Below are 25621 nucleotides of genomic sequence, written 5' to 3' on the forward strand. Positions count from 1 at the left end.
ACTACTCGGCCGGCTTGATCAGGTATCCGGCGCCGCGCCGGGTGTGGATCATCGGGGGCAGGCCGGGGCCGCTCTCCAGCTTCCGCCGAAGGTAGGAGATGTACAGCTCGACGACATTGGCCTGGCCGCCGAAGTCGTACGACCACACGCGGTCCAGGATCTGCGCCTTGCTCAGCACGCGCCGCGGGTTGCGCATGAGGTAGCGCAGCAGCTCGAACTCGGTGGCGGTCAGGTGGATCTCCTGACCGCCCCGGGACACCTCGTGGCTGTCCTCGTCGAGCCGCAGGTCACCCACGGCCAGGACGGAGCCGCCGCGTGCGGCCTGCGCCGCACCGGAGCGGCGGACCAGTCCGCGCAGCCGGGCCACGACCTCCTCCAGGCTGAACGGCTTGGTGACGTAGTCGTCCCCGCCCGCCGTCAGGCCGGCGATCCGGTCCTCGACGGAGTCCTTCGCGGTCAGGAACAGCACCGGGACCTGCGGGAGCTCGCGGCGCAGCCGGCCGAGCACGGCCAGCCCGTCCATGTCGGGGAGCATGATGTCGAGTACCACGACGTCCGGCCGGAATTCCCGCGCGGCCCGCACCGCGCCGGCCCCGTCCCCCGCGCTGCGGACCTCGCAGCCCTCGTAGCGCAGGGCCATGGACAGCAGCTCGGAGAGCGAGGCTTCGTCGTCGACGACGAGGACCCGGCACGGGGTGCCGTCGGGCCGTACGAGGGCCGTGGGCGTGCCGGCGGACGTGGACGCATGGGATGTGGTCGTCGCTGTCATGCGACCACGCTGGCCGCCGCCTCTGAGAGCGTTCTTGTTCCTCCCTGTGAATTTCCTGAGAAACGCCTCTCAGGGGTTCGGGCCCAGGCCGAACAGCCGGGCCCCGTTGTCATGGCAGACGGCGCGCAGCCAGGCGTCACCGAGACCGAGCCGTTCGAGGGCGAGGAGCTGGTGTTCGTAGGGGTAGGGGATGTTCGGGAAGTCGGTGCCGAGGAGGATCCGGTCGCCGAGGTCCGCCAGCCGTCCGAGGTCCCCCGGCGGGAACCCGCCGAACTGCTCGGAGAAGTCGGTGAAGGCCATGGTGGTGTCCAGCCGCACCTCGGGGTGGCGGTCGGCCAGGTCCAGGAAGTCGGCGTACTCCGGCATGCCCATGTGCGCGACGATCAGCGGCAGCCGCGGGTGGCGGGCCAGCAGCCGGGCGATCGGCTCGGGCCCGGTGTGCTTGCCGGGAACCGGACCCGAACCGCAGTGGATCACGATCGGGATCCGGGCCTCGGCGAGCAGCCCCCAGACGGGTTCGAGCCGCTCGTCGTTCGGGTCGTACCCGCCGACCTGGAGGTGCGCCTTGAACACCCGGGCGCCGGCCTCGACGGCCTGGCGGACGTACCCGGCCGCCTGCTCCTCCGGGAAGAAGGTCGCGGTGTGCAGGCAGTCGGGAGTGCGGGCGGCGAAGTCCGCGGACCAGGAGTTGAGCCAGGCCGCCATCTCCGGCTTGTGCGGGTAGAGCATGGAGGTGAAGGCGCGGACCCCGAACGCACGCAGCAGCGCGACCCGCTGCTCCTCCTCGTGCCGGTAGGTGATGGGCCAGGCGACACCGGTCAGCGGGCCGACCGCGTCGAAGTAGTCCCACACCTTCTCCAGGACCCGTGCGGGCATGAAGTGGGTGTGCACGTCGACGAGTCCGGGCAGCCCGAGCCGCTCGCGGAAGGCGCGGACCGCCTCAGCCGTTGCGGACAAAGCCGTGACTCCGCTCGACGGTGGCGACGTGCAGGGTGTAGCTCTCGTACCAGTCGGAGCGGCCCTGCTCCATGGCCGCCTGGTGCTCCAGGTCCTGCCGCCACAGGGTCAGGGACTCGTGGTCGCGGAAGTACGCGACGGTGATGCCGAGGCCGCCGGGGGAGCGGGCGGACTCGTAGCCGAGGAAGCCGGGATTGCCCCGGACGATCTCGCCCATCCGGGCGAGGGTCTCCGGGTAGCCGGTGTCTTCGGACGTGCGGACACTGCTGAACACCGCCATGACGTAAGGCGGTTCGAAAGCGGGTACGGGCTGGATGGTCATGCCGACCACCCTCCGCGCAGGCCCCCCGGCATGTCCACCGGAAAGAGGTCCGAGGAGCCAAAGGGATCCAAGTTTTGACCCGCCGCTCAGGGCCGCGGCCGCGGCTGCGGTCAGAAGAGGCCCTCCTGCCCGCCGCCGTCGCCACCGCCGTCACCGGAGGGCACGGGCGGGATCCCGGCGACCGGCACCCCTGCCGCGCCCTCGGCTGCATCGGCTCCGGGGGCGACGAGTTCCCAGCCGGCCAGCAGGCGGGTGTCGACCACGAGCCCGTCCGCGAAGTGCAGATCGGGACCCGCCGCGGCGACGAGGCGGCCGACGACGGTCCCGCCGGGCGCCATCGCGGTGACCACCTTCGTCGGGGCGGGCAGTCCCGCCAGCCCGAAGACGCCCGCATGGTCGGTGACTTCGCAGGCCAGACGGTCCAGCGATTCCGGCCATCCCGCCAGCGCGGCGGCCCGGGCATGCAGCTCGGCGACCTCCCGGGCCCGCTCCTCCCCGGCCGGCAGGTGCCCCCGTACGGCGCGCTTGCGGGCGTACGGGATCCGGTCCGGCACCCCGAGGGCCGCCCGCAGCAGCTCCTCGGTGCGGCGGGCGGCCATCAGCGGCCCCCGCCCCAGCCAGGCCCAGGTCACCGCCCCCTGCTCCAGCAGCCGCACCGGACCGCGCTCCTCGACGGTGATGCCGACCTTGACCATGCCCGGCCCGAACCAGGCGAGGTAGACCCGGTACGGCCGCGGATCGGCGGCGTTGGTGTCGGCCGCCACCGAGAACGACCGGTCCAGGCGAGCGCATTCGGGGCACTGGGCGTTCCCCGCCCGGGCGGGCACGGTGGCGGTGGTCGGACACGGGGTCCGCCTCCCGGCCCGGCGCACCCCGAGGCAGCGCCGCTCCCCGCGCGCCGCGAACGCGGGACGCTGCCCGTAGGCGAGCGGGCTGGTGCGCTCGCCGCGCCCCTCGGCGTACCACCCGATGGCGGGCCGCCCGTCGTTCCACCGGATCCCGGTGCACCACCAGGTCACAGGGGCAGGGCCCGCTCGAAAAAGGTCTCCAGGACGACGGTGGCGTGCGTACCGCTGACCCCCTCGATGGCGTAGAGGCGGCGCAGCACGTCCTGGAGCTGCTCGGTGGAGGCCGTGCGCACCTTGACCAGGACCGACGCACTGCCCGCGATGATGTGCGCCTCCTGGATCTCGGCGATGGCCTCGAACGCGGGGCGGGAGTCCCCCATCCAGGCGTTGGAGTCGACCATCACGTAGGCGAGCACCCCGCTCCCGACGGCCGCAGGGTCCACGTCGATCGTCGTGCGGCGGATGACTCCGCGCTCGCGCAGCTTGCGCACGCGCTCGTGCGTGGCTCCGGCCGAGAGCCCGACGGCGGCGCCGAGGGCGGCGTACGACTGGCCCGCGTCCTGCTGCAGACGCAGGACGAGCGCCCGGTCGATGTCGTCCACGCGATCTTCCCTTCCCATCCCGTTTCCATGGAATCCCTTGCGCAGACGGTACATGATCCTGCAATCTCACCCCTGAGCCGAACACCATTCGGTCAATCACATCTTAGGGGGAAGCATGTCACCCATTGCCGATCTCAACCTGTACGAGATCCTGGACGAGCGCTTCCGCACCGGCCGCTGCGCCAACGGCGACGCGCGCCTGGAGCGGCTGTACGACGACTGCCGCTGGGCGGAGGGCCCGCTGTACCTGCCGGCCTGGCGGCAACTGGTGTGGAGCGACATCCCCAACGACCGCATGCTGCGCTGGGACGAGGCGACCAACGCGGTCTCCGTCTTCCGCACCCCGGCCGGCCACCCCAACGGCAACACCCTGGACCGCGAGGGCCGCCTGATCACCTGCGAGCAGGGCAACCGGCGCGTCACCCGCACGGAGCCGAACGGCACCCTCACGGTCATCGCGGACCGCTTCGAGGGCAAGCGGCTCAACAGCCCGAACGACGCGGTGGTCCGCTCGGACGGCTCGATCTGGTTCTCCGACCCGGACTTCGGCATCACCAGCGACTACGAGGGACACCGCGCCCAGAGCGAGATCGGCGCGTGCAACCTCTACCGGGCCGACCCGGTGACCGGGGAAGTGCGCCTGGTCGCGGACGGCTTCCTGGGCCCCAACGGCCTGGTCTTCTCCCCGGACGAGCGCGAGCTGTACGCGGCAGACACCCGGGCGGGCCACATCCGCGCCTTCAAGGTCACCGACGAGGGCACCCTGACCGGGGACCGCGTCTTCACGACCTGCCGCCCCGTCGACAACATCCGCTTCGACGACCAGGGCCGGCTGTGGGCGGCGGCGATGGAGAACGGCGTGCACTGCTACGCCCCGGACGGCACCCTGATCGGCCGCCTCCGCGTCCCCGAACCGGTCTCGAACATCGCCTTCGGCGGCCCGAAGAACAACCGCCTCTTCATCACCGCGACCACGTCGCTCTACTCCCTCGTCGTCTCGGTGACGGGCCTCCCCCGGGTCCTGTGACGAGCCACCGGACCCGCGGGGGCACACCGACCCTCGGCCTACCGGGCGACGAACTGGGTGAGGATCGCCTGCACCTCGTAGATGTCCACACCCTTGGTGAACGTCTTCTCGATCGGGGTCGCGCTGCCGGAGAGCCAGATCTTCAGCTCGGCGTCGAGGTCGAAGTGGCCGGCGGTCTCGACCGAGAAGTGCGTGATGCTCCGGTACGGGATGGAGTGGTACTCCACCTTCTTCCCGGTGAGCCCCTGCTTGTCGACCAGCACCAGCCGCCGGTCGGTGAACAGGATGGTGTCCCGTATCAACAGAAACGCGGCATGCACCCGCTCCCCGTGCCCGAGCAGCCGCGCGTAGTCCCGCTGCGCCGACACCGGATCGACGGTGTGCGCGTTCCCGAACAGTCCCATGAGAGGCCCCCCTGCGGTTTCGACGGATCTCCCGGCACGGTACCCACGCCCCCGCCGGAGATCGTCCCCCACCGGACGGACCCCCACCCCGAACCCCGTCCGGGTCCCCCTCCTCACCGAGGAGGACCCCCCGCCCTCCACCCGGCAACGCAAGAGGCCCCCCGGCGAACCGGGGGGCCTCTTCGGCTGTGCACTCGGCAGGATTCGAACCTGCAACCTTCTGATCCGTAGTCAGATGCTCTATCCGTTAAGCTACGAGTGCTTGGGCTTCTCGGGGTTTTTCGCCCCGTTGGCCTTGCGAGAACAACAATACATGGACCTCGGCGGGACGCGAAATCCATTGCCCAAACTGGTTCTGACCTGCGGAAACGCTCCGGAACGAGATCATCCGGCGGGGTTCGCACGGATGTCGGGACGGTGTTGGGGTGATGGAGGCCCGCGGCCGGAATGCACCGAAGCCCCGGTCCGTGGGGACCGGGGCTTCGGTGAGGTGCGGAGGCGGAGGGATTTGAACCCTCGATGGGGGGTAAGCCCCAAACCGCATTAGCAGTGCGGCGCCATAGACCGGACTAGGCGACGCCTCCAGCACACCCCCGCGTACGAGGGTGCGTGCAGATGATGACACAGTCGAAGGGCCGGTCACCAATCCGCTCCCACGGTACTAGGACAGCTGGCCCCGGAGCAAAGCCTTAAGCCCGCCCGGAGCACGTGTGTGCACTCCGGTGCGCCCGGCGACCCCGGCACCCCGGCGACCCGTACGCAACGTCGGCACCCGCCGCGTCGTTGAGCAGACGTACGACGTACGGACGACCTGGAGTGCCCCATGCTGCGTCTCGCCGCATTCGCCGTCACCTCCGCCCTGGCCGCCACGGCCGCAGGGCCGCTTCCCCCGCTGCCGCTGGGCCGCCTGCTGGCGACACCCGACCGGCTCGTCGTCGCCGTGTCCGGCACCGGCAACCCCCTGACGGACGGCGAGTACCGGCTGGAGTGCGATCCCGTCGGCGGGAACCACCCCGAGGCCGAGGAGGCCTGCGCCCGCCTGGATCAGCTCGCGAAGGAGGGCAAGGATCCCTTCGCCGAGCCCGGCGAGCGGCAGATGTGCACCATGCAGGACGGCGGGCCGGCCACCGCGCGCATCACCGGAACGTGGCAAGGCCGCAAGGTGGACGCCGTGTTCCGGCGGACCAACGGGTGTGAGATCGCACGTTGGAACGAGTTGGAACCTGTGCTTCCGGGTAAGCGCTCCTGACCTGGGAGGATGCCCGGGATGCGCGGTATCCGCCCGCCATCCGCCACCTCGGGCCGGGGCCGTGCCCTTAGACTCCTCCCGTGACATGCCGGTAGTCGTGGTCAGGGAGGAAGCTCGTCGTGAGCAGCAGGCCATCCCGAGGCGCTGCTCGCCTCGCAGCAATACTCGACGCACTCCCGGACGCGCTGTTGCTCGTCAACGCCAACGGCACGGTGGTCAACGCGAATTCGATCGCCCTTGAGGTGATGGAGAGCCCCGGCACCGCTCTCGTCGGACGGGGCGTACTGGACCTCCTCCCCGAGTTCGACTCCAAGCTGATCCCCGGCTCCATGCGCCGGCCCGGTGAGGACGAGGGCGGCCGGGCCAAGCCCAAGCGGATGATCGCGCGCCGCACCGACGGGTCCGAGTTCCCCGTCGAGGTCACCGCCGCCCACCTCGACGGCCGCGACGCGTATCGCGAACCGCAGCCGTACACCGGGGACGAGCTGCTGATGCTCGTCGTACGCGATCTCTCCGAAACGGTGGACACCGAGGCCGAGCTCGCCCGCTCGCAGCGGCAGACCGAGATGATCCTGCGGGCCGCCGCCGAGGGCGTCGTCGGTACGGACACCGAAGGCCGGGTCGTCCTCGTCAACCCGGCCGCCGCGCAGATCCTCGGCTACCGCGCCACCGACCTCGGCAACCGGGAGCTGCACGGGCTCATCCAGCACTCCCGGGCCGACGGCTCGCCGTTCCCCTTCGAGGAGTCCCCGCTCGCCGACACCCTGCGCAGCGGGCGCAAGCACCGGGTCCGCGGGCAGGTGCTGTGGAACAAGGCCGGGCAGCCGGTCGCCGTCGACCTGACCACCTCGCCCGTCCGGGACGGCGAACTGCTCGTCGGCGCCGTGATGACCTTCACCGACCGGCGGTCCTACGACGCGCTGGCGGCGCGGCACGCGCAGCTGCTGGCGGTCCTCGGCGAGTCCCTGCGCGGGCCTCTGGAAGAGCTCCGCGGTGAGCTGGCCACGCTCGCCGCGGACGACGCGGGACAGCTGTGGCCCGAGGCCAACCAGCTGCTGCACCACCTGGCCGCCGGGTACTCCCGGATGACCACGCTGGTGGACAACGTGCTCGGCTTCCAGCGGCTCGACGCCGGCAGCGAGAAGCTGAAGAAGAAGAACGTCCTGATCAACGGGGTCGTCGCGGCCGGCGTCGAGGGAGCGGTCGAGCTGATCGGCCCGGGCCGCGTCCAGTTCGCCGTCCACGCCCCGACCATCGAGGCCGAGGTCGACGCGGAGCGGATCGCGACCGCGTTGGCGCACCTGGTCGCGGACGTCGCCGGGGTGGACGCCACCGGCAAGACCCCCCAGGGCAGCGGGTACAGCGACTCGACGATCGTGGTCGCCGCCGCGCAGCGCGGCGAGGTCGTACGGATCGAGGTGCGCGGGCCGTACGAGGGCGGGAACCCGGTGCACGAGCCGATCGTGCGGGGCATCGTGACCGCGCACGGGGGTGTTTTGCAGACCGTGGAGGTTCCGGGGGCTCCCGGCGGGGCGTACGTGCTGGAGCTGCCGCTGGGTTCGGGAGCCGGGACGGTGACCCTGCCGGATCCGGAACCGGAGCCGGAGCCGGAGCCCGCCGAGGAGCCGTCGCCACCCGCGCGCCGGCGGGCCCGGCGCGGTGTGGACGCGTTCCTGGAGGACGCGGCCGAGGAGAGCCAGGCGTCCGGCGGGGCCGAGGCCGGGGGCGCGCTGGCTCTGCCGTCGGGCCGGCGGCGGGCGGGCGAGGCTCCGGGTGCCGACGGTGCTGCCGGTATGCCCGGGGCCGGTCCTGAGCTGGCCCAGTCCCCGGTGAATCCGGCGGGCCTGGGGACCGGGCGCCGCCGCGGCCGGGCCGACGACGGCAGCGCAGAGGGCTCCGTTCGGCCCGTACCGCCGCCCGGGACCGGCATGCCCGCGCTCCCGCCGGTGCCGGTGGGCCCGCAGCCGACTCCGGTGCCGAGCGGGGCTCCGGTGGCCGGAGTGCCGGGGGTGCCCGGGGTTCCCGCCGTGCCGCCCGTACCGCCCGTACCACTGACCGAGCATCCCGCCGCGCGGCGTCGCGCCCTCGGCCCCGTGGCAGCGCCGCAGCCGGGCGGCCCCGTGCCCGCGACCGGGCTCGGCCCCACCCCGGCGCCGGTGCGGCCCATCGCCCCCGAGGGCGGTTTCGCCCTTCCCGCCGGACCGACCCCCGCCGCGGCTCCGGCTCCGGCAGCCGCCGCCCCTGCACCCGCGGACACCGAGGCCGCGGCCGAGGGCACGGGCGACACTCCGGCCGGGCGGCGCGGGCGGCGGGTGCTGGGTGCGCCCGGTGCCGTGCCCGAGGCCGCCGCCGCGCAGCCGTCCGCGACCGCGCCCGGAGAGGAACCCGTACAGCCGACCGGGCGGCGGCGTGCCCTGCCCGCCACCCCTGCCTGGCCCGTTCCCGGGGCCCGGACCGCACCGGAGGACGAGGCCGCGGGCTCCGTCGCCGTGCCGGGGGCCCGCCGACCGCAGGACGCTCCGGCCGATCCTGCGCAGCCGATCAGCGTGCGTGCCCTCGGCACCCTCGGTCAGGGCATCTCGGTGGACGCGACCGGCGGCGCCGGTGCCACGAGCGGCTCCGGCCGCCGACGCCGGCTCGCCGAGCCCGCACCGCAGGGCCGGGCCTTCGCGATAGGAGCCCCGGAGGCGGGCGCCGCCGAGGGCCCCGAGCCGCTGGACGGGCCCGGAGGCGCCGTCGAGGTGGTCAACCGGCCCGTGCCGCCGCCCGTGGACGACGAACTGCCTCCGGAGCCGCTGGACAACCCGCGCCGGCTCCTTGTGTGGCCCGCCCCGGACGTGCAGACCCAGCAGGCACTCAGCGACCGCGGGTACCGGCCGGTGATCGTGCACTCGCGCGAGGAGGTGGACGCGCAGATCGCCGCGTTCCCCGCCGCGCTGTTCGTGGACCCGCTGACCGGCCCGATCACCCGTACCGCCCTCCAGTCCCTGCGGCAGGCCGCGGTGGCCGCCGAGGTGCCCGTACTGGTCACGGCCGGGCTCGGCCACGCCACGCGCGAAGCGGCGTACGGGGCGGACCCCGCCGTCCTCCTCAAGGCGCTTGCGCCGCGCGACAGCGAGCAGCATCCCTCCCGGGTGCTGCTGATCGAGGAGCACGACGAGATCGCGACCGCGCTCACGGCTGCTCTGGAACGCCGCGGCCTCCAGGTCGCGCGGGCGGGCGCCGACACCGACGCGGTGGAACTGGCAACGCAGGTGAGGCCCAACCTGGTGGTCATGGACCTGATGCAGGTACGCCGGCGGCGGGCGGGGATCGTGGACTGGCTGCGTGCCAACGGGCAGCTGAACCGCACGCCGCTGGTCGTCTACACGACCGCCGGCATCGAGGAGTCGCACCTGCCGCGACTGGCGTCCGGGGAGAGCGTGCTCTTCCTCGCGGAGCGGGCCACCACCGCGGACGTACAGGGCCGCATCGTGGACCTGCTGGCCAAGATCGGCACCAACTAGTCATCCTGACCCGATGGCCCTCACCGACACGTCCGAGCACACCGTCCCCGCCGACAGCGGGGAGGTGAGCCTGCTCATCGCCCGACAGGTGGAGCCCGGTTACGAGGAGGCGTTCGAAGACTGGGCGCGCGGGATCCTGGAGACCGCGGCGTCCTTCCCGGACCATCTGGGATACGGGCTGTTCCGCCCGGCGGCCGAGGGCGCGCCCTGGTTCCTCGTCCACCGCTTCCGCGATCAGGGGGCCTTGGAACGCTGGCAGGCGTCCGCCGAGCGGGCGGCCTTCTTCGCGAACTGCGAGGGCCACCACCACACCGAGATAGCCCGGCGCGAACTGCACGGAATGGAGACCTGGTTCGCCAAGCCGGGTACCACCCGGCCCGCGCCGCCCCGGTGGAAGATGGCGATCAGCTCCGGGCTGGCGATCTTCCCGATCTCGCTGCTCGGCAACGCGCTGCTCGGGCCGTTCCTGGTGGATCTGCCCCTCGTGGTGCGCACGGCCGCCTTCACGGTCGTCTTCAGCACCCTGATGACCTACGCGGCCATGCCCGCAGTCAGCAAGCTGCTGCGGCCATGGCTCACGCGCGGCTGAGCCTCCCGGCCCGAGGGCCCGGGTAAGTCACCGCGGTGCGTCCCCGGGGAGACTTACCAGGCGACTGCGTCAGTCGAGCTTCGTGACGACCAGCTCGCCCTCCGCGTACTGCTTGCGAATCACCTTCTTGTCGAACTTGCCGACGCTGGTCTTCGGTACGGCCTCGATGAACGTCCAGCGTTCCGGCAGCTGCCATTTGGCGATGGACTGGGCGAGGAAGACGCGCAGCCCCCTGTAGTCCACGCTCGCGCCGTCCTTGAGGACGACAGCGGCCAGCGGGCGCTCGCCCCACTTCTCGTCCGGCACGGCGACGACCGCGGCCTCGGCGACCTCGGGGTGCGCCATCAGGGCGTTCTCCAGCTCCACGCTGGAGATCCACTCTCCGCCGGACTTGATGACGTCCTTCGCGCGGTCGGTCAGGGTGAGGTAGCCGTCGGGGCTGATCACGCCGACGTCGCCGGTCTTGAGCCAGCCGTCCGCACTGAACTTGTCGGCGGGGCGCAGCGGTTCGCCGGAGGCGCCCCCGTAGTAGGCGCCCGCGATCCAGGTGCCGCGGACCTCCAGTTCGCCGGCCGACTCGCCGTCCCAGGGCAGGATGTCGCCCGCCGGTCCGACGAGCCGCGGCTCGACGCCCGCGGGGAAGCGGCCCTGGGTGATCCGGTACGGCCACTCCTCCTCGGCGCTCAGACCGGCCGGGGGATGCGCCATCGTGCCCAGCGGGGAGGTCTCGGTCATGCCCCAGGCGTGGCAGAGGCGGACGCCGAGCTTGTCGTAGGCCTCCATCAGGGAGGGCGGGCAGGCGGCGCCGCCGATGGTGACCTGCTTCATCGAGCTCAGGTCGCGCGGGTTGGCGGTGACCTCGGCCAGCAGCCCCTGCCAGATGGTGGGGACGGCCGCGGCGTGCGAGGGCTTCTCCCGTTCGATCATCTCGGCGAGCGGGGCGGGCTGCAGGAACCGGTCCGGCATCAGCATGTTGATGCCGGTCATGAACGTGGCGTGCGGCAGGCCCCAGGCATTCACGTGGAACTGCGGAACGACGACGAGGCTGGTGTCCTTGTCGGTCAGGCCCATCGACTCGGTCATGTTGACCTGCATGGAGTGCAGGTAGATCGAACGGTGGGAGTAGATGACGCCCTTGGGGTCGCCGGTGGTGCCGGAGGTGTAGCACATGGCGGCGGCCTGGCGCTCGTCCAGCTCCGGCCAGTCGTAGCTGTCGGGGCGGTCCGCGATCAGTTCCTCGTACTCGTGTACGCGCACGCCGATGCCGTCGAGCGCCGTGCGGTCGCCGATCCCGGAGACCACGACGTGTTCGATGGTGGGCAGGTGCGGCAACAGCGGCGCGAGAAGCGGCAGCAGGGTTCCGTTCACCAGCACGACTCGGTCGGCCGCGTGGTTGACGATGAAGACCAGCTGCTCGGGCGGCAACCGCAGGTTGAGCGTGTGCAGGACCGCACCCATGGAGGGAATCGCGAAGTACGCCTCGACGTGCTCGGCGTTGTTCCACATCAGGGTGGCCACCCGGTCGTCCTGCTGGACACCGAGCTCGTCGCGCAGAGCGTTGGCCAGCCGATGGGCGCGGACACCGATCTCGGCAAAGCTGCGGCGATGCGGCTCGGCCTCCCCGGTCCAGGTGGTGACCTGGGACTTTCCGTGGATCGTCATCCCGTGGCGGAGTATGCGGGTGACGAGGAGCGGTACGTCCTGCATGGTGCTCAGCAAAGCGTCCTCCCGGTGGGCGCTGCGGCGCTGCGGCGGCTTCGGATGCAGCCGATTCTGCGCACGTACCGGTCGGCATGTCACTACCCGGGGGGACAAACACGGCGCGTATTCGCTGTTCGGGGCCATGCATGGCCCGATGCACAGACCCGAGGCCCGCCAACGGTGCACCACGCACAGGGCTGCCCGGCTGCGGGAGGAGGGGCGGTGTTCCGTCGATGTTTCATGTGAAACGTCGGGGGTTTCACGTGAAACATTCTCAGCGGACCGGGGTGAGCTCCGGGTCCTCGCGGAGCTTGACCAGAGCCCGGGAGACGGCGCTCTTGACCGTGCCGACCGAGACGCCGAGCAGCTCGGCGGTCTGGGCCTCGCTCAGGTCCTCGTAGTAGCGCAGGACGACCATGGCCCGCTGCCGGTCGGGCAGCCGGGTCACGGCGCGCCACATCGCGTCGCGCAGCGCCTGTGCCTCCGCGGGATCGGTGGTCGGCGCCTCCTCGGTCTCCGGCAGCTCCTCGCAGGCGAACTCGTCGACCTTGCGCTTGCGCCATTGGGAGGTGCGGGTGTTGACGAGGGCCCGGCGCACATAACCGTCCAGTGCCCGGTGATCCTCAATGCGGTCCCAGGCGACGTACGTCTTGGCGAGCGCGGTCTGGAGCAGGTCCTCGGCGTCGCACGGGTTGGCGGTGAGCGAGCGCGCGGTGCGCATCAGGACCGTCCCGCGGGTCCGGACGTACGCCGAGAACGACGGGTACGTCGTCGGATTCGAGGCGAGTGTGCACACAGGCGTGGTCATGGCTCCACGCTAGAAGCGCGGCGGGCCGCTGGGATCGGCCGCAGGTGCCGAAGGCGGATCCATCTCAGGTTGTAGGGGGAGGCCGCACCCCACCTCCTGAAGGTGGAGGAGGAAGGGTGCCCGTGGGAGCCGGAACTGGCGGTGAGCGCCGGTCGGCTGCCCGGCCCGGGGACCGGCCGGCTGTCGGCTCCAAGGATCGGCCCCGGTTGTCGGTCAGCCGTCGGCGCCGAGGATCAGCCCCGAGGTCGGCACCCCGGTGCCGGCCGTGACGAGTACGTGCTCCGCGGCCGTGACCTGGTTGACCGAGGTCCCGCGCAGCTGGCGGACGGCCTCCGCGATGCCGTTCATCCCGTGCAGGTACGCCTCGCCGAGCTGCCCGCCGTGCGTGTTGAGCGGCAGCGCGTCCGCCGCGACGAAATCGGCGGCCTCGCCGGGCTTGCAGAAGCCGAACTCCTCCAGCTGCATCAGGACGAACGGGGTGAAGTGGTCGTAGAGGATGCCCACGTCGATGTCCGAGGGCCGCAGTCCGCTGTTCCGCCACAACTGCCGTGCGACCACGTCCATCTCGGGCAGCCCGGTGAGGTCGTCTCGGTAGAAGGAGGTCATGGCCTCCTGGCGGCGGCCGGCGCCCTGTGCGGCAGCGGTGATCACGGCGGGCTTCTGTCGCAGGTCACGAGCCCGCTCGGGGCTCGTGACGATGATCGCCTGGCCGCCGTCCGTTTCCTGGCAACAGTCCAGCAACCGCAGCGGCTCGACGATCCAGCGCGAGGCCGCGTGGTCGGCGAGGGTGATGGGCTTGCCGTGGAAGTAGGCGGCGGGGTTGTTCGCGGCGTGCCCGCGGTCGGTGACCGCGACGTGGCCGAAGGCCTCGGGGGTCAGCCCGTAGGCGTGCAGATACCGCTGGGCGGCCATGGCCACCCAGGAAGCCGGGGTGAGCAGCCCCCACGGCAGTGACCAGCCGAGTGCCGCGCCCTCCGCCGAGGGCTCGCGCTGCTGCACGCCGGAGCCGAAGCGGCGGCCGGAGCGTTCGTTGAAGGCCCGGTAGCAGACCACCACCTCCGCGACCCCGGTGGCGACGGCGAGAGCGGCCTGCTGGACGGTGGCGCAGGCCGCGCCGCCGCCGTAATGGATACGGGAGAAGAAGGAGAGCTCGCCGATGCCCGCGGCCTGGGCCACGGTGATCTCGGGGCTGGTGTCCATGGTGAAGGTGACCATGCCGTCGACGTCGGCGGGGCTGAGCCCGGCGTCGTCGAGGGCGGCGTGCACGGCCTCGACGGCGAGCCGGAGCTCACTGCGGCCGGAGTCCTTGGAGAACTCGGTCGCGCCGATGCCGGCGATGGCGGCGCGCCTGCCCAGCCCGTCACGGGTACGAATGCTCATGCCACACCTCCCGCCGGACCGAGGGTGACGCTGACGGTGCCGGTGACGTGGTGGCCGAGGCGGTTCGCGCCGACGACCAGGATCTCGGCGGTGTCCCCGTCGAGGGCGGCGACGGTGCCGGTGAGGGTCATGGTGTCGCCGGGGTAGTTGGGGGCGCCGAGGCGGATGGCCACCTTGCGCAGGACGGCGTCCCGCCCGAAGTGGTCGGTGATGTAGCGGCCCACCAGGCCGTTGGTGGTCAGGATGTTCATGAAGATGTCCGGGGAGCCCTTCTCCCGGGCGAGGACCGCGTCGTGGTGCACGTCCTGGTAGTCGCGGGAGGCGATGGCGCCCGCGACGATCAGCGTGCGGGTGACCGCGATCTCCAGCGGCGGCAGGGCGTCGCCGACCTTCACACGACCCGCCCGGCTCCTGCGGTCCATGCCTTCCGTGTCGGCCATGTCGCCCACGCCCTTCATGTCGTCCGCGTTCTTCATGCGGCCTCCCCCTCGGATCCGGCCGACAGGAGCGCGCCCAGCTCGGCCAGCAGTTCGCTGCCGCACCCCAGGTAGGCGTCGAGCTGGCGTCCCCACAGGAAGTGCCGGTGGACGGGATGGTCCAGGTCCGCTCCCATTCCGCCGTGGAGGTGCTGGCCCGCGTGCACCACCCGTTTGCCCGCCTCCGACGCCCACCAGGCTGCGGTCAGGGCGTGCTCGCGCGCCGGGAGTCCCTCGTCGATGCGCCAGGCGGCCTCGTACGCGGTGACCCGGATCGCCTCCGTGTCCATGTGGGCGTCGGCGGCCCGCAGCATCACCGCCTGGTTCGTGGAGAGGGGCCGGCCGAACTGCTCCCGGGTGGAGGTGTACTCCACCGCGCGGGCCAGCGAGCCCGCGCACACGCCCGCCTGCAGTCCGGCGAAGGCGGTGCGCGCCGCGGCCAGCACCTGGTCATGGGCGCCCTCCCCGCCGAGCCGTTCCGCCGGGGCGTCGGCCAGGGTCAGCCGGCCCGCCGCCCACGGCGCGGTGGTCTCCACCGCCGAGGTCCGCACGCCGGGTGCGTCCGTACGTACGAGCCACAGGGCGGGGTCCGCGTCGGGAACCAGGACGTGGGTGGCCTCGCGCAGCCAGGGCACGGCCGGGGCCGTGCCGGTGAGGCGGCCGTCCGGGGAGGCGAGGAAACGGCCGCGGGCGGGGAAGGCGCCGGTGGCCACGGCCTCGCCCGAGCCCAGCGCGGGCAGCAGGCGGGCGCGCTGCTCGGGGCTGCCGTGGGCGGCGACCGGGAGCACTCCGTACGCGCAGGTGGCGGCGTACGGGACCTGCGCGGTGGTGCGACCCTGCTCCTCCAGCAGCAGCACCAGGCCGAGCAGGCCGACGTCCTCGACGGCGGAGACCAGTCCGGCGGTGGTGAGGGCCTTCCACAGCTCGGCGTCGCTGCCGGTACCGGCCGCGGCGAGGCGTTCGTGGGTGGCGAGGTCGGTGAAGATCCGGGCGGCGAGGCCGGCCGCGGCCGCCTGTTCCTCGGTGGGGTGGAAGTCCATCAGCCCTCGCTCCCCCGGAAGACCGGCAGTTCCAGGTCCTCGTCCACCCGCAGGAACTCCAGCTGTACGGGCAGCCCGATGCGGACCTTGTCGTAGGGGATCCCGCTGATGTTGCTGATGATCCGGACCCCTTCGGCGAGTTCGACCAGCGCGACCGCGTAGGGCCGCGCCTCGCCGGCGCCGTCTTCATGCGCGGTGAAGGCCGGGAAGGGCGGGTGGTGCATGACGACGTACGAGAAGACCGTGCCGGCGCCGGACGCCTCGACGGTGTCCCAGTCAAGGCCGGCGCAGGCATGGCAGCCCGGCAGCCAGGGGAAGCGGAGGGTCGCACAGGCCGTGCAGCGCTGGATCAGCAGCCGGTGCTCGCGGACACCGTCCCAGAAGCCCTGGTTGTCCCGGTTGACCACGGGGCGGGGGCGCCGGGCCACCGCCGCCGGCTTCTTTTGCTGCCGGTCCCGCGGGGCGGCGGGTGCGTACTTGAGGATGCGGAAGCGGTGGGTGCCGGCGAGTTCGCCGTTCGCGCGGACGTCCATGCGGGTGGTCACGAAGTGGCCGGCGCCCAGTCTGGTCTTCTTGCGGGGCGACACCGACTCGATGACGGCGTCGTAGGTGATCGCGTCGCCGGGACGCAGCGGACGCAGGTACTCCTGCTCGCAGTCGGTGGCGACGACGGAGGTGCAGCCCGCGCCGTCGAGGAGCGCGAGGAGCTCGTCGTAGGCGGAGGAGCGGCCGCCGTGGCCGGAGAGCCCGCCCATGGTCCAGGCCTGCAGCATGGTGGGCGGGGCGATGGCGTCCGGGCCGGTGTAGGCGGGGTTGGCATCGCCCATCGCCTCGCACCAGTGGCGGATCATCGGCTCGTTGACCGGGTCCTTGCCGCGTCCGGCGGTGGCGGCGGGCTGTCCCTCGAAGGCTCGGAGCAGCGTGTGGAAGCGGGCGTCGGCACCGGCCTGGTCCTCCGCTCCGGCTCGTCCCCCGTCCTGCGCTGCGTCGTCCGCCGTGGCGGTCATCGCTTCCTCCCCTTCATGCCGAGCCGCATCATGGCGACGATCTCCCGCTGGACCTCGCTGACCCCGCCGCCGAAGGTGTTGATCTGAGCCGCCCGGTTCATCCGCTCCAGCTCGCCGCCCGCGAAGACCTCAGGCCCAGGCCCCCGGACGAGCGCCTCCTCGCCCACCACCTCCTGGCACATCCGGTACACCTCCACGGCGGACTCGGTGCCGAGGAACTTGACGCCGCTGGCGTCGCCTGGGGCGAGGGTGCCGCTGCCCACGTCCTGGACGAGGCGCCAGTTCAGGAGCCGTACGGCCGCCAGCCGGGCGTGCGCCTCGGCCAGCCGGGACTGCACCCAGGGACGGTCGGCGGGACGCTCGCCGGTGGCGGGATCCGGGGTGCGGGCACGGGCGAGGGCAGCCGCGTAGAAGTCCTCGGCCTGCATGCCGATGGCGGCGAGCGCCACGCGTTCATGGTTGAGCTGGTTGGTGATCAGGCCCCAGCCGCCGTGCTCGGGGCCCACGAGATGGCCGGCGGGCACGCGCAGGGAGTCGTAGTACGTCGCCGTGGTGGTGAGTCCGCCGACGGTCTCGATCGGGGTCCAGGTGAAGCCGGGGGCGTCGGTGGGGACCAGGATGATCGAGATCCCCTTGTGCTTGGGGGCATCGGGATCGGTCCGGCAGGCGAGCCAGATCCAGTCCGCGTTCTGGGCGTTCGAGGTGAAGATCTTCTGCCCGTCGACCACCCAGTCGCCGTCCGCACCGCCATCGCGCACCGCGCGGGTACGCAGGGAGGCGAGGTCCGTGCCTGCCTCGGGCTCCGAGTATCCGATGGCGAAGACGATCTCGCCGCCGAGGATACGCGGAAGGAAGTAGTCCTTCTGCTGCTGCGTGCCGTACTTCATGAGGGTCGGGCCGACGGTGTTGAGGGTGACCATGGAGACGGGCGCGCCGGCCCGGTAGGCCTCGTCGAAGAACACGAACTGCTCGTCGGCTCCCCTTCCTTGTCCCCCGTACTCGACGGGCCAGCCGAGGCCGAGCAGTCCGTCGGCGCCGATGCGGCGCAGCAGTGCGCGCTGGGCCGCCGGGTCCTCGGGAAGTCCGTCCGGCAGCAGATCGTGGAAGTACTCCCGCAGCTCGGCGCGCAGCCGCAACTGGCCTTCGGTCGGGGCGAGGTGCACGGTGCTGGCCTCCCGGCATCGCATCGTTCGAGTGATCTGACTGTCCGTCAGATTCCTGGTCGATGTCAAGGTCGCGCGGGAAGGCGGTACGGGCAGCCGGGCAGCCGGGCAGCCGGGCAGCCGGGCACGAGCAGAAAGGTTTCGCCGCGCCCGTCCCCCCGAACACGCCGAAAAGGGCCGCGCCGTCCGGGAACCCACCGTCTCCCGGGCCTGCGGCCCCGCAATACCAAGCTTTACGCCCCGCGAGCGCTTCCTGCGCGCTCTCTTCGCGGTCCTGCACCGCCGGGCATCTCACTCCGCGCCCGTATGCCCCGCAGGCGCAGCCAGTCACCGCACTCCGACCGCCGGCAGCTACGCGGCGAGCGCCAGCCCCTGCCGGGCGGCTCCGACCGAACGGGCACTGCTTGCCCCGGCGGGCGCAGCGGTCACGGGTGCCACGGCCGCCGCGGAGGCGGGGGACGGCCCGGACGGGCCCGCGGCGAGCGGGGCCGGTGACAACGGCCAGTCCGCGGCTGCGCCGGCCGCGGCGGCCGAGCGGCGGACGGACGGCGACTTGCCGTGGGCTTCGGCGCGGATGCGCTGCTTGATGGTGGGCGGGAGCGCCCTGCCCCGCATCACCGCCCGCCAGGTCCGCCGGGCCACCGGTACGGCCGGCCGGCGTACGGCGGCAGCCACGGGCCGGGTGGGCGAGGCAACGACGACGGCGGACGGAACGGTCTTGCGACCGAACCCGAGGGAAGCGAGGAGCGCGACGAGCGCGGAGACGACGACGGTCCACAGGGACGCGACGCTGATGCGGTGAGCCATGACGGGTGCCTCGATTCGCAAAAGTTCCGACGGGCGGATCTGCATACATTCGGCATGATGTGTCCGCAACCGCACCGCTTCACCGACGCGCGCCGATCTTCCGACAAACACCACTCGGAAGAACCAAGGCCCCCGGCGCCCACGCCGTCGATGCGGGTCGATCCCGGCCGCACGACGAAGGGGCGCCCCCTTGGAGGGGCGCCCCTTCTGATCAGTTCGTTCACCGGTCGGTGGCGGTGGGTGTGGGATTTGAACCCACGGTGACTTGCGCCACGACGGTTTTCAAGACCGTTCCCTTAGGCCGCTCGGGCAACCCACCCTGCCCGTCCCAGCTGGGGCGGAGCGGCTACAGCCTACCGGCTGGGGGAGGGCGGCGGGGGCCGGCTTTTCCCGGGAAGGCCTACTGGGGCGGGTCAGGAGGTCTGGGCCTTGTCGTAGGCCGCCTTCGCCTCGTTGCCGAAGTAAGGACCGAACATGCGGTTCGGCAGGAAGGTGTATCCGAAGCTGTTCACCGAGACCTGGGTGCCCAGGCCCGTGGACTCGTTGAAGTCCTGGAACCAGGGGCCGCCGCTGGAGCCGCCCGTCATGTTGCAGCCGAGGCTGTGGTCCTTGGTGAGCAGGAAGTCCTTGCCCGTGGAACCGCTGCAGTAGATGAGCTTCGTGCCGTCGTACGGTGCGGCCGCGGGGAAGCCGAAGGAGTACATCTTCTTGTTGTAGCCCCCGTTGAAGAGGATGCCCTGGGCACCGACGGCCTGGCTGAGCTTCTGGCCGTTCAGGGGGGCGACGACGGCGAGGCCGACGTCCATGTTCATGTCCTCGCTGGCGGCCCACTGGTCGGTGGCGAAGGTCTTGGTGGCCGACCACTGGCCGTAGGGGGCGTTGCCGTTCTCGTACCCCGGGACGAAGATCCAGTTGGTGTGCCAGGCGCCCTGGTACTTCACGCAGTGGCCCGCGGTGATGACCGTGCTGCCGTTGGCGCTGGTGATGGAGTCACCGGAGCAGGAGGCGGTCCGGTCCCCGAAGGTGAAGAAGACCCGGCCCGAGGTTTTGACGACCGCCCCGCCGCCCGTCCAGGCACCGCCCGCCTGCGGGAAGGACGTGGGGGAGGCCGCCGCGGACGGAGCCGTCGGAGCGATGGCGGTGGGCCGGGCCGAGGTGGCCACCGGGGTGCGCGCCGCCCCCGGCACCGCCGTCACGTCGAGCGGCACCGCGGACCGCATCCGCTCGGCGGTCCAGAAGCCCTTCGTGTGCTGCTGCGTGAACGATGCGGGGGTGTCGGCGGCAGCCGAGGGGGTGGCCGCCGTCAGCGCGCCCGCGAGGAGGGCGCCTGCAGCCAGGAGGACCGATGCTGCCGTGCGATGACGAATCACGCCTGACTCCTTCTGCCGTGTCCGGTCCCCTCGGACCGGACAGGGTGGGGGTGAAGTGCTGTCGGTGCGGATCGGGCGCAGGGTCGCACGCACGGCACGAGAAGTCAGGAGACAGTCAGAACGTTCGGTCGGTTCCGGCCAGGAATTGGCCAACTCTCATCCGTTCCCCTGCCGTCCGGCCCGTCGCCATCCGTCTCCTGCCATCCGCCGCCCTGGCATCCGTGCCCCCGCATCCGGTCAGCGACACTCCCTCATACGGTCAGCAACACCCCCGCGTACGAGGCGCCCGCCACCACCACCCAGGCCCCGAGGCCCAGGACCGCGGCCCTTCCGCCGGTCCGGGCCAGCGTGGGCAGGTGTACCGCGCTCCCCAGGCCGAACAGGGCTGTCGCCAGCAACAGTTCCTGCGCGGTGTGCGCCCACTCCAGCGCCACGCCGGGCAGCACCCCGGTGGTACGCAGCGCGGCGGCGGCGAGGAAGCCGGCGACGAACAGCGGAACCGGCGCCGGACGCCGCCCGGAGGCGGTGCGTACCCCCTGCCGTCGTGCCCGTACGGAAAAGGCCACGGCCGCCACCAACGGGGCCAGCAGCGCCACCCGCATCAGCTTGACCAGCACCGCCTCGCCCAGCGCCCCCGGGCCCGCGCTCTGGGCGGTGGCCACGACCTGCCCGACGTCATGGACGCTCGCGCCCACCCAGCGGCCGAAGGCCGGATCGGTGAGACCCAACGGGCTTTGAAGCAGGGGGAGTACTGCGATGGCCAGGGTCCCGCACAGGGTCACCAGGGCCACCGAGGAGGCCACGTCCTCCTCGTCGCTGCCCGATACCTGGCTCACCGCCCCGATCGCCGAGGCTCCGCAGATCGAGTACCCGGTGGCGATCAGCAACGGCTGGTCGCCGGGGAGCCCGAGCCTGCGCCCCAGCCAGAGCGTGCCGAAGAAGGTGGCTGCAACCACCCCGGCCACCATCACCACCGTCGTCCAGCCCAGCCGGAACACCTGGTCCAGGCCCAGACCGAGGCCCAGCAGCACGATGCCGATCCGCATCAGGCGCCGTCCGGCCAGCGAGAGGCCCGGGCGCCCGATGCCGCGTACGACACCTCGTAGCCCCGGCAGGTGGGCTACGGCAATGCCGAGCACCACCGACGCGGTCAGCATCGGCACCACGGGCAGCAGGCGGTGCACCGTCCAGGCGACCACCACGCCGGCAGCGGCGAGTCCCAACCCCGGCCAGGATGACGGTGTTTCACGTGAAACATGCCGGACTGCCAGGCTCTGCGGGCGATGGAGGAGCGCCATCAGTCGACGGGCGGCGCGTAGGTACGGCGGATGCTGGTACCCAGCCGGGAGACGTCGGCGCCGTAGATGTGCAGCGATATCGCCTTGTCCGCACAGGAATTGCGAACCTTGTGGATGTCTCCGGGCGGCGCGAATCCGCAGACCTCCCCCTGACCGTTGACCACGTCCTCCGTCGCCACCAGACGGGCCGGGCCCGCACCGGGAGCCAGGCGGTAGCGACGCTCGCTCTCCTGGCCCTGGTGCACCCCGGCCACGCACCAGGACACGTGGTCATGGATGCAGGTCTCCTGCCCCGGAAGCCAGACCAGGGCGACGACGGAGAAGCTGCCGTCGGACTCGGCATGCAGGATGTGCTGGCGGTAGCGCTCCGGATCGCCCTCCTGCTGCGCCTCGGTCAACAGGTCGTCGCTGCCCAGGTGAGGGGCGAGCAGCTCGCCCACCAGGTACGCGGTCACGTCCGGGGCCAACCCCCGGTCGACGACCGTACGGATTTCACGGACGAGGGCGGCCATCCTCGCGGTCGTGCGGGCCGGTGTTGTGGTGGTCATACCGGCAGCGTCCTGCTGCCGATCCATCACGTCCAACGACAGTTCCGACCCGAATTCCCTAGCCCCGCTTATGAATCGGTCAGCAGCCGACCCGGTTCGAGGCCACTCTCTTCAGCGCGTCCAGCACCACGGCCGTCGCCGGTATGCGCAGGTGCTCCCGGTAGACGTAGGCAGCGATGTGCCGCCGGGCGGCGGGCTGCAGCGCCCGCCCGCAGACCCGGGTCAACGACAGGGAAGGCAACACCAGGGCCGGCATCATCGCGACTCCGAGTCCCTGCGCGACCATGCTCTGCACGACCAGGTTGTCGTCGGTCGCGAACCGGATGTCGGGCACGAAGCCCAGCTCGGCGCACTCGTGCAGCAGGTTCGCCCGGCAGCGCGGGCAGCCCGCGATCCACTTCTCCTCCGCGAGGTCGGCCAGCTGCACCGCCCGGCGCCGGGCCAGGGGATGGCCGGTCGGGAGCAGCACCGTCAACTGGTCCTCCAGCAGCCTGACCTCGGCCACCTCCTCCGGTATCTCCTCGTGCAGCCCGGGGTAGGTGAAGGCCAGGGTGATGTCGCACTCCCCGCGCTCCAGCCTGCGCAGCGACTCCGGCGGCTCCCCCTCCAACAGCTCCACTTGGATGCCCGGGTGCTCCTTGGCCAGACCGCTGAGGGCCTCGGGGACGAGGGTGACGTTGGCGCTGGGGAAGCCGCACAGCCGGACCCGCCCGGTCCGCAGCCGGGCGTACGCCTTCAGCTGGGCCTCGGCGGCGGAGAGGCTGCCGAGGATGGACTCGGCGTGCCGGGCCAGGGACTCCCCGGCCTCGGTGAGCTTCATCCTGCGGCCGATACGGGTGAACAGCGGTGTGCCGACGGCGCGTTCGAGCGCCTTCATCTGCTGGGTTATCGCCGGCTGGGTGTAGCCGAGGACCCGAGCGGCTGCCGAGTAGGACCCCGAGGCGACCACCTCGTGGAACGTCCGGATATGCCGCGAATCGAACACAGGGGAAGCATAAGCGGACGTTGGGAGGGGCCGTAGGCGTTATCGCGCCTACGGCCCCTCACCATCCGGCCACTGCTCGTCCGGGTCTCAAGGCGCCCGGCCCGTCCCCGGGTCTACTTGTCGCCGACCCGCGAGCCGAGCGTGATGTCGACGGTGGACGGCTTGCCGTCGCGCAGGTAGGTCAGCTTCACCACGTCGCCCGGCTTGTACGTCCAGATCTCGCTGATCAGGGTCGGCCCGCTGTCGACCGGCTTGTCGCCGAACTTGATGATGATGTCACCGGGCTTGAGGCCCGCCTTGCCGGCCGGCCCGTTCGGGTCGACCAGCTCGTTCGCGGGGGCGCCCTGCTCGGAGATCTTGGCGCCCTCGACCTTGGACTGGAGGTCCACGGAGACCGAGATGACCGGGTACACCGGCTTGCCCGTCTTGATCAGCGACTCGGCGACGTTCTTGGCCTGGTTGATCGGGATGGCGAAGCCGAGGCCGATCGAGCCGGCCTGGCCGCCGCCGAAGCCGCCGTTGCCTGCGGACTGGATGGCGGAGTTGATGCCGATGACCGCGCCGCGCCCGTCGAGGAGCGGGCCGCCGGAGTTGCCCGGGTTGATCGAGGCGTCCGTCTGCAGCGCGCTCATGTAGGAGTTCTTGCTCCCGGAGCCGTCGCCGGAGGCCACCGGGCGGTTCTTGGCACTGACGATGCCGGTGGTGACGGTGTTGGACAGGCCGAAGGGCGCGCCGATCGCGATCGTCGGGTCGCCGACGGCGACCTTGTCGGAGTCTCCGAGCGGCAGCGGCTTCAGGCCGGACGGCGGGTTCTTCAGCTTGAGCACGGCCACGTCGTAGCCCTGGGCCCGGCCGATGACCTCGGCCTCGTACTTCTTGCCGTCGGAGAAGGTCGCGGAGAGCTTGCCGCCGTTGGCCGCGGAGGCCACCACGTGGTTGTTGGTGAGGATGTGGCCCTGCTGGTCGTAGACGAAGCCGGTGCCGGTGCCGCCCTCGCCGTCCCCTGCCGAGGCCTCGATGGTGACGACGCTCGGCAGCGCGCTGGCGGCCAGGCCCGCGATCGAACCGGCCTCCCGCTTGATGTCCTTGGGGGTGTTGCTCGCGGAGATCGTGGTCGAGCCGGTGCCGTCATTGCCCCGCTCGGCGGCCCAGTAGCCGATGCCGCCGCCCACGCCGCCTGCGAGGAGGGCCGCCACCAGGACGGCCGCGATCAGGCCGCCCTTGCCCTTGGGCTTGGCGGGCGGGTTGCCGTCGGTGGTCAGGGGCGTGCCCCAGCCGCCGTGGCCTCCCTGGCCTCCGCCCGCACCGTACGCCGGGACCGCGGGCGGCGGGGGCGGCCAGCCCTCGGCTCCGTGCGCGGCCGGAGCCGGCGCCTGGGGGTAGGACGGGGCGCCGGAGGGTGCCGGGGTGGACGGGATCTGCTGGGTGGGCTCGGTGCCCGGCGCGGGGGTCGGCGGAAGCTGCTGGGTCACCGGCTCAGCGGCGGGCGCCGCGCTGCCGGATACCGCCGGAGCAGCCCCCGGCGCCGCCGGCGGGGTGGTGGGTGCGGGCGGCCCGGCGAAGGTTCCCGCAGCGGCCGGGGCCTCGGCTGTCGGCGCGGACGCGGGCGTCTCGGGGGCGGGAGTGGCCACCGGTGGTGCCGACGGGGCCGCGGGGGGCGTAGGGGCCGCGGTGCCCTCGTTCTCGGTGCTCACAGCGCTCTCTCCTCGTCACACACGGCTTCAGACAATCCTGCTCTTCGGCCCGACTGAACGTTCGACGTGCCGCACAAGTTCCTGGGGCAAGCCTCGCCCAGGACCCGTCAGAGCACTGTAAGCCGGACCTGTGCGTCTCCCCCATCCTTTATCTCCGGCAATTCCGGCGCATCCCCAGGACTCGGCCGTCACCCGAAGGCCGCGCGGTGGCACCATGACCCGGTGACCCACGCAACGCCGCTTCCGATCCAGGTCGTCGCCCACCGAGGCGCCTCGGAGGACGCTCCCGAGCACACCCTGGCCGCGTACCGCAAGGCCATCGAGTACGGCGCGGACGCTCTTGAATGCGATGTCCGGCTCACCGCCGACGGCCATCTGGTCCTGGTCCACGACCGCCGGGTCAACCGCACCTCCAACGGCCGCGGCGCCGTCTCCGCCCTGGAGCTGGCCGACCTCGCCGCCCTCGACTTCGGCTCGTGGAAGGACCGCGAGGAGTCCCCCGACTGGGACGCGGACCCGGAGCGCACCTCGGTGCTCACGCTGGAGCGGCTGCTGGAGCTGGTCGCCGACGCCGGGCGGCCGGTACAGCTCGCCATCGAGACGAAGCACCCGACCCGGTGGGCCGGACAGGTGGAGGAGCGCCTCCTCTTCCTCCTCAAGCGGTTCGGCCTGGACGCCCCGCCCGCCGAGGGCCCCCACCCGGTCCGCGTGATGAGCTTCTCGGCGCGCTCCCTGCACCGGGTGCGGGCGGCTGCTCCGACGCTCCCGACCGTGTACCTGATGCAGTTCGTCTCCCCGCGCATGCGCGACGGGCGGCTGCCGGCCGGCGTACGGATCGCCGGACCGGGCATGCGGATCGTGCGCAACCATCCCGGCTTCATCCGCAGGCTCCAGGGCGCGGGGTACTCCGTACACGTATGGACAGTGGACCAGCCGGAAGATGTTCAGCTCTGCGCTGATCTGGGTGTGGAAGCGATCATCACGAACCGACCGCGGCAGGTTATGTCACAGCTCGGACGCTGACGTCCCCATTTGCCCACCTGTCACAGAGGGCCCGTTCGTGACACGGCG

Annotated in this window: 24 protein-coding genes and 3 tRNA genes; 5 read left to right on the top strand and 22 right to left on the bottom strand. The window is 72.0% G+C overall.

Features of this window, described 5'->3' with window-relative positions:
* Window position 1 precedes the first annotated feature (1 nt).
* From AC0666_RS07025 to AC0666_RS07045, 5 genes are all read right to left on the bottom strand, one after another.
* Complete coding sequence (locus AC0666_RS07025) at window positions 2–769, bottom strand: response regulator transcription factor (protein ID WP_468583347.1); 768 nt, start codon at window positions 767–769, stop codon at window positions 2–4.
* 69 nt (window positions 770–838) lie between these two features.
* On the bottom strand, window positions 839–1726 hold the full coding sequence (locus AC0666_RS07030) for an amidohydrolase family protein (protein WP_478707227.1): 888 nt from the start codon (window positions 1724–1726) through the stop codon (window positions 839–841).
* The gene (locus tag AC0666_RS07035) at window positions 1710–2048 is read right to left on the bottom strand and encodes an antibiotic biosynthesis monooxygenase family protein (protein ID WP_478707228.1); all 339 of its coding nucleotides are present in this window, start codon (window positions 2046–2048) and stop codon (window positions 1710–1712) included. The genes AC0666_RS07030 and AC0666_RS07035 overlap by 17 nt, the downstream gene beginning before the upstream one ends.
* A gap of 110 nt (window positions 2049–2158) precedes the next feature.
* Window positions 2159–3067, bottom strand: a complete 909-nt coding sequence (locus AC0666_RS07040; RefSeq protein ID WP_478707229.1) for a DUF2797 domain-containing protein — start codon at window positions 3065–3067, stop codon at window positions 2159–2161.
* The gene (locus tag AC0666_RS07045) at window positions 3064–3498 is read right to left on the bottom strand and encodes an Lrp/AsnC family transcriptional regulator (protein ID WP_356845552.1); all 435 of its coding nucleotides are present in this window, start codon (window positions 3496–3498) and stop codon (window positions 3064–3066) included. The genes AC0666_RS07040 and AC0666_RS07045 overlap by 4 nt, the downstream gene beginning before the upstream one ends.
* 115 nt (window positions 3499–3613) lie before the next feature.
* On the opposite strand from AC0666_RS07045, the gene AC0666_RS07050 reads away from it, so the two are divergent.
* Window positions 3614–4525 carry an SMP-30/gluconolactonase/LRE family protein gene (locus tag AC0666_RS07050; RefSeq protein ID WP_478707230.1) on the top strand — a complete coding sequence of 304 codons (912 nt, stop codon included), beginning with the start codon at window positions 3614–3616 and terminating at the stop codon, window positions 4523–4525.
* 38 nt (window positions 4526–4563) lie between these two features.
* Here AC0666_RS07050 and AC0666_RS07055 read toward each other — a convergent pair whose 3' ends face one another.
* The 3 genes from AC0666_RS07055 to AC0666_RS07065 all read right to left on the bottom strand — a co-directional run bounded on the left by AC0666_RS07055 (window position 4564) and on the right by AC0666_RS07065 (window position 5513).
* The gene (locus tag AC0666_RS07055) at window positions 4564–4929 is read right to left on the bottom strand and encodes a PH domain-containing protein (RefSeq protein WP_468966285.1); all 366 of its coding nucleotides are present in this window, start codon (window positions 4927–4929) and stop codon (window positions 4564–4566) included.
* A 189-nt stretch (window positions 4930–5118) separates the two neighbouring features.
* A tRNA-Arg gene (locus tag AC0666_RS07060) sits at window positions 5119–5191 on the bottom strand.
* 231 nt (window positions 5192–5422) lie between these two features.
* Window positions 5423–5513: transfer RNA gene (locus tag AC0666_RS07065), tRNA-Ser, on the bottom strand.
* A gap of 239 nt (window positions 5514–5752) precedes the next feature.
* Here AC0666_RS07065 and AC0666_RS07070 point away from each other — a divergent pair.
* The 3 genes from AC0666_RS07070 to AC0666_RS07080 all read left to right on the top strand — a co-directional run bounded on the left by AC0666_RS07070 (window position 5753) and on the right by AC0666_RS07080 (window position 10273).
* Window positions 5753–6178 carry an SSI family serine proteinase inhibitor gene (locus AC0666_RS07070; protein WP_468966281.1) on the top strand — a complete coding sequence of 142 codons (426 nt, stop codon included), beginning with the start codon at window positions 5753–5755 and terminating at the stop codon, window positions 6176–6178.
* 119 nt (window positions 6179–6297) lie between these two features.
* A complete protein-coding gene (locus tag AC0666_RS07075; RefSeq protein ID WP_468966279.1) occupies window positions 6298–9684 on the top strand; it encodes a response regulator in 3387 nt (1128 codons plus the stop codon).
* 13 nt (window positions 9685–9697) lie between these two features.
* Entirely contained in the window at window positions 9698–10273 is a 576-nt protein-coding gene (locus AC0666_RS07080; RefSeq protein ID WP_468966277.1) for an antibiotic biosynthesis monooxygenase, read from the top strand.
* A 69-nt stretch (window positions 10274–10342) separates the two neighbouring features.
* On the opposite strand, the gene AC0666_RS07085 is transcribed toward AC0666_RS07080, so the two are convergent.
* The 14 genes from AC0666_RS07085 to AC0666_RS07150 all read right to left on the bottom strand — a co-directional run bounded on the left by AC0666_RS07085 (window position 10343) and on the right by AC0666_RS07150 (window position 24550).
* On the bottom strand, window positions 10343–11992 hold the full coding sequence (locus tag AC0666_RS07085; RefSeq protein ID WP_478707231.1) for a long-chain fatty acid--CoA ligase: 1650 nt from the start codon (window positions 11990–11992) through the stop codon (window positions 10343–10345).
* 256 nt (window positions 11993–12248) lie between these two features.
* Entirely contained in the window at window positions 12249–12782 is a 534-nt protein-coding gene (locus AC0666_RS07090) for a SigE family RNA polymerase sigma factor (protein WP_361721191.1), read from the bottom strand.
* 213 nt (window positions 12783–12995) lie between these two features.
* Entirely contained in the window at window positions 12996–14162 is a 1167-nt protein-coding gene (locus AC0666_RS07095; protein ID WP_468966271.1) for a lipid-transfer protein, read from the bottom strand.
* Entirely contained in the window at window positions 14159–14557 is a 399-nt protein-coding gene (locus tag AC0666_RS07100; RefSeq protein WP_468966531.1) for a MaoC family dehydratase, read from the bottom strand. Before AC0666_RS07100 ends, AC0666_RS07095 begins: the two co-directional genes overlap by 4 nt.
* A gap of 77 nt (window positions 14558–14634) precedes the next feature.
* Window positions 14635–15678, bottom strand: coding sequence for an acyl-CoA dehydrogenase family protein (locus AC0666_RS07105; protein WP_468966269.1), 1044 nt, complete (start codon window positions 15676–15678; stop codon window positions 14635–14637).
* Window positions 15678–16685 carry a bifunctional MaoC family dehydratase N-terminal/OB-fold nucleic acid binding domain-containing protein gene (locus AC0666_RS07110; protein ID WP_468966266.1) on the bottom strand — a complete coding sequence of 336 codons (1008 nt, stop codon included), beginning with the start codon at window positions 16683–16685 and terminating at the stop codon, window positions 15678–15680. The genes AC0666_RS07105 and AC0666_RS07110 overlap by 1 nt, the downstream gene beginning before the upstream one ends.
* Window positions 16682–17848, bottom strand: coding sequence for an acyl-CoA dehydrogenase family protein (locus AC0666_RS07115; RefSeq protein WP_468966265.1), 1167 nt, complete (start codon window positions 17846–17848; stop codon window positions 16682–16684). Before AC0666_RS07115 ends, AC0666_RS07110 begins: the two co-directional genes overlap by 4 nt.
* Window positions 17849–18199: 351 nt before the next feature.
* Window positions 18200–18655, bottom strand: coding sequence for a DUF6344 domain-containing protein (locus AC0666_RS07120; RefSeq protein WP_478707232.1), 456 nt, complete (start codon window positions 18653–18655; stop codon window positions 18200–18202).
* A gap of 231 nt (window positions 18656–18886) precedes the next feature.
* Window positions 18887–18974 (bottom strand) — tRNA-Ser (locus AC0666_RS07125).
* A 94-nt stretch (window positions 18975–19068) separates the two neighbouring features.
* Window positions 19069–20025, bottom strand: coding sequence for a trypsin-like serine peptidase (locus AC0666_RS07130; RefSeq protein ID WP_468583322.1), 957 nt, complete (start codon window positions 20023–20025; stop codon window positions 19069–19071).
* A gap of 251 nt (window positions 20026–20276) precedes the next feature.
* Entirely contained in the window at window positions 20277–21323 is a 1047-nt protein-coding gene (locus AC0666_RS07135; RefSeq protein ID WP_468966260.1) for a YeiH family protein, read from the bottom strand.
* Complete coding sequence (locus AC0666_RS07140; protein ID WP_468583318.1) at window positions 21323–21871, bottom strand: cysteine dioxygenase family protein; 549 nt, start codon at window positions 21869–21871, stop codon at window positions 21323–21325. The genes AC0666_RS07135 and AC0666_RS07140 overlap by 1 nt, the downstream gene beginning before the upstream one ends.
* Window positions 21872–21950: 79 nt before the next feature.
* Window positions 21951–22856 (bottom strand): LysR family transcriptional regulator, encoded by a 906-nt coding sequence (locus AC0666_RS07145; RefSeq protein WP_468966255.1) that lies wholly within the window; start codon window positions 22854–22856, stop codon window positions 21951–21953.
* Between the two features lie 113 nt (window positions 22857–22969).
* Window positions 22970–24550: a S1C family serine protease gene (locus tag AC0666_RS07150; protein ID WP_478707233.1), complete on the bottom strand. Its 1581-nt coding sequence runs from the start codon at window positions 24548–24550 to the stop codon at window positions 22970–22972.
* 222 nt (window positions 24551–24772) lie between these two features.
* Between AC0666_RS07150 and AC0666_RS07155 the strand changes: the two genes are divergently transcribed.
* Window positions 24773–25573: a glycerophosphodiester phosphodiesterase gene (locus AC0666_RS07155; RefSeq protein WP_478707234.1), complete on the top strand. Its 801-nt coding sequence runs from the start codon at window positions 24773–24775 to the stop codon at window positions 25571–25573.
* The last annotated feature ends 48 nt before the right edge of the window (window positions 25574–25621 follow it).

The organism is Streptomyces sp. NPDC043680 (assembly GCF_056436685.1).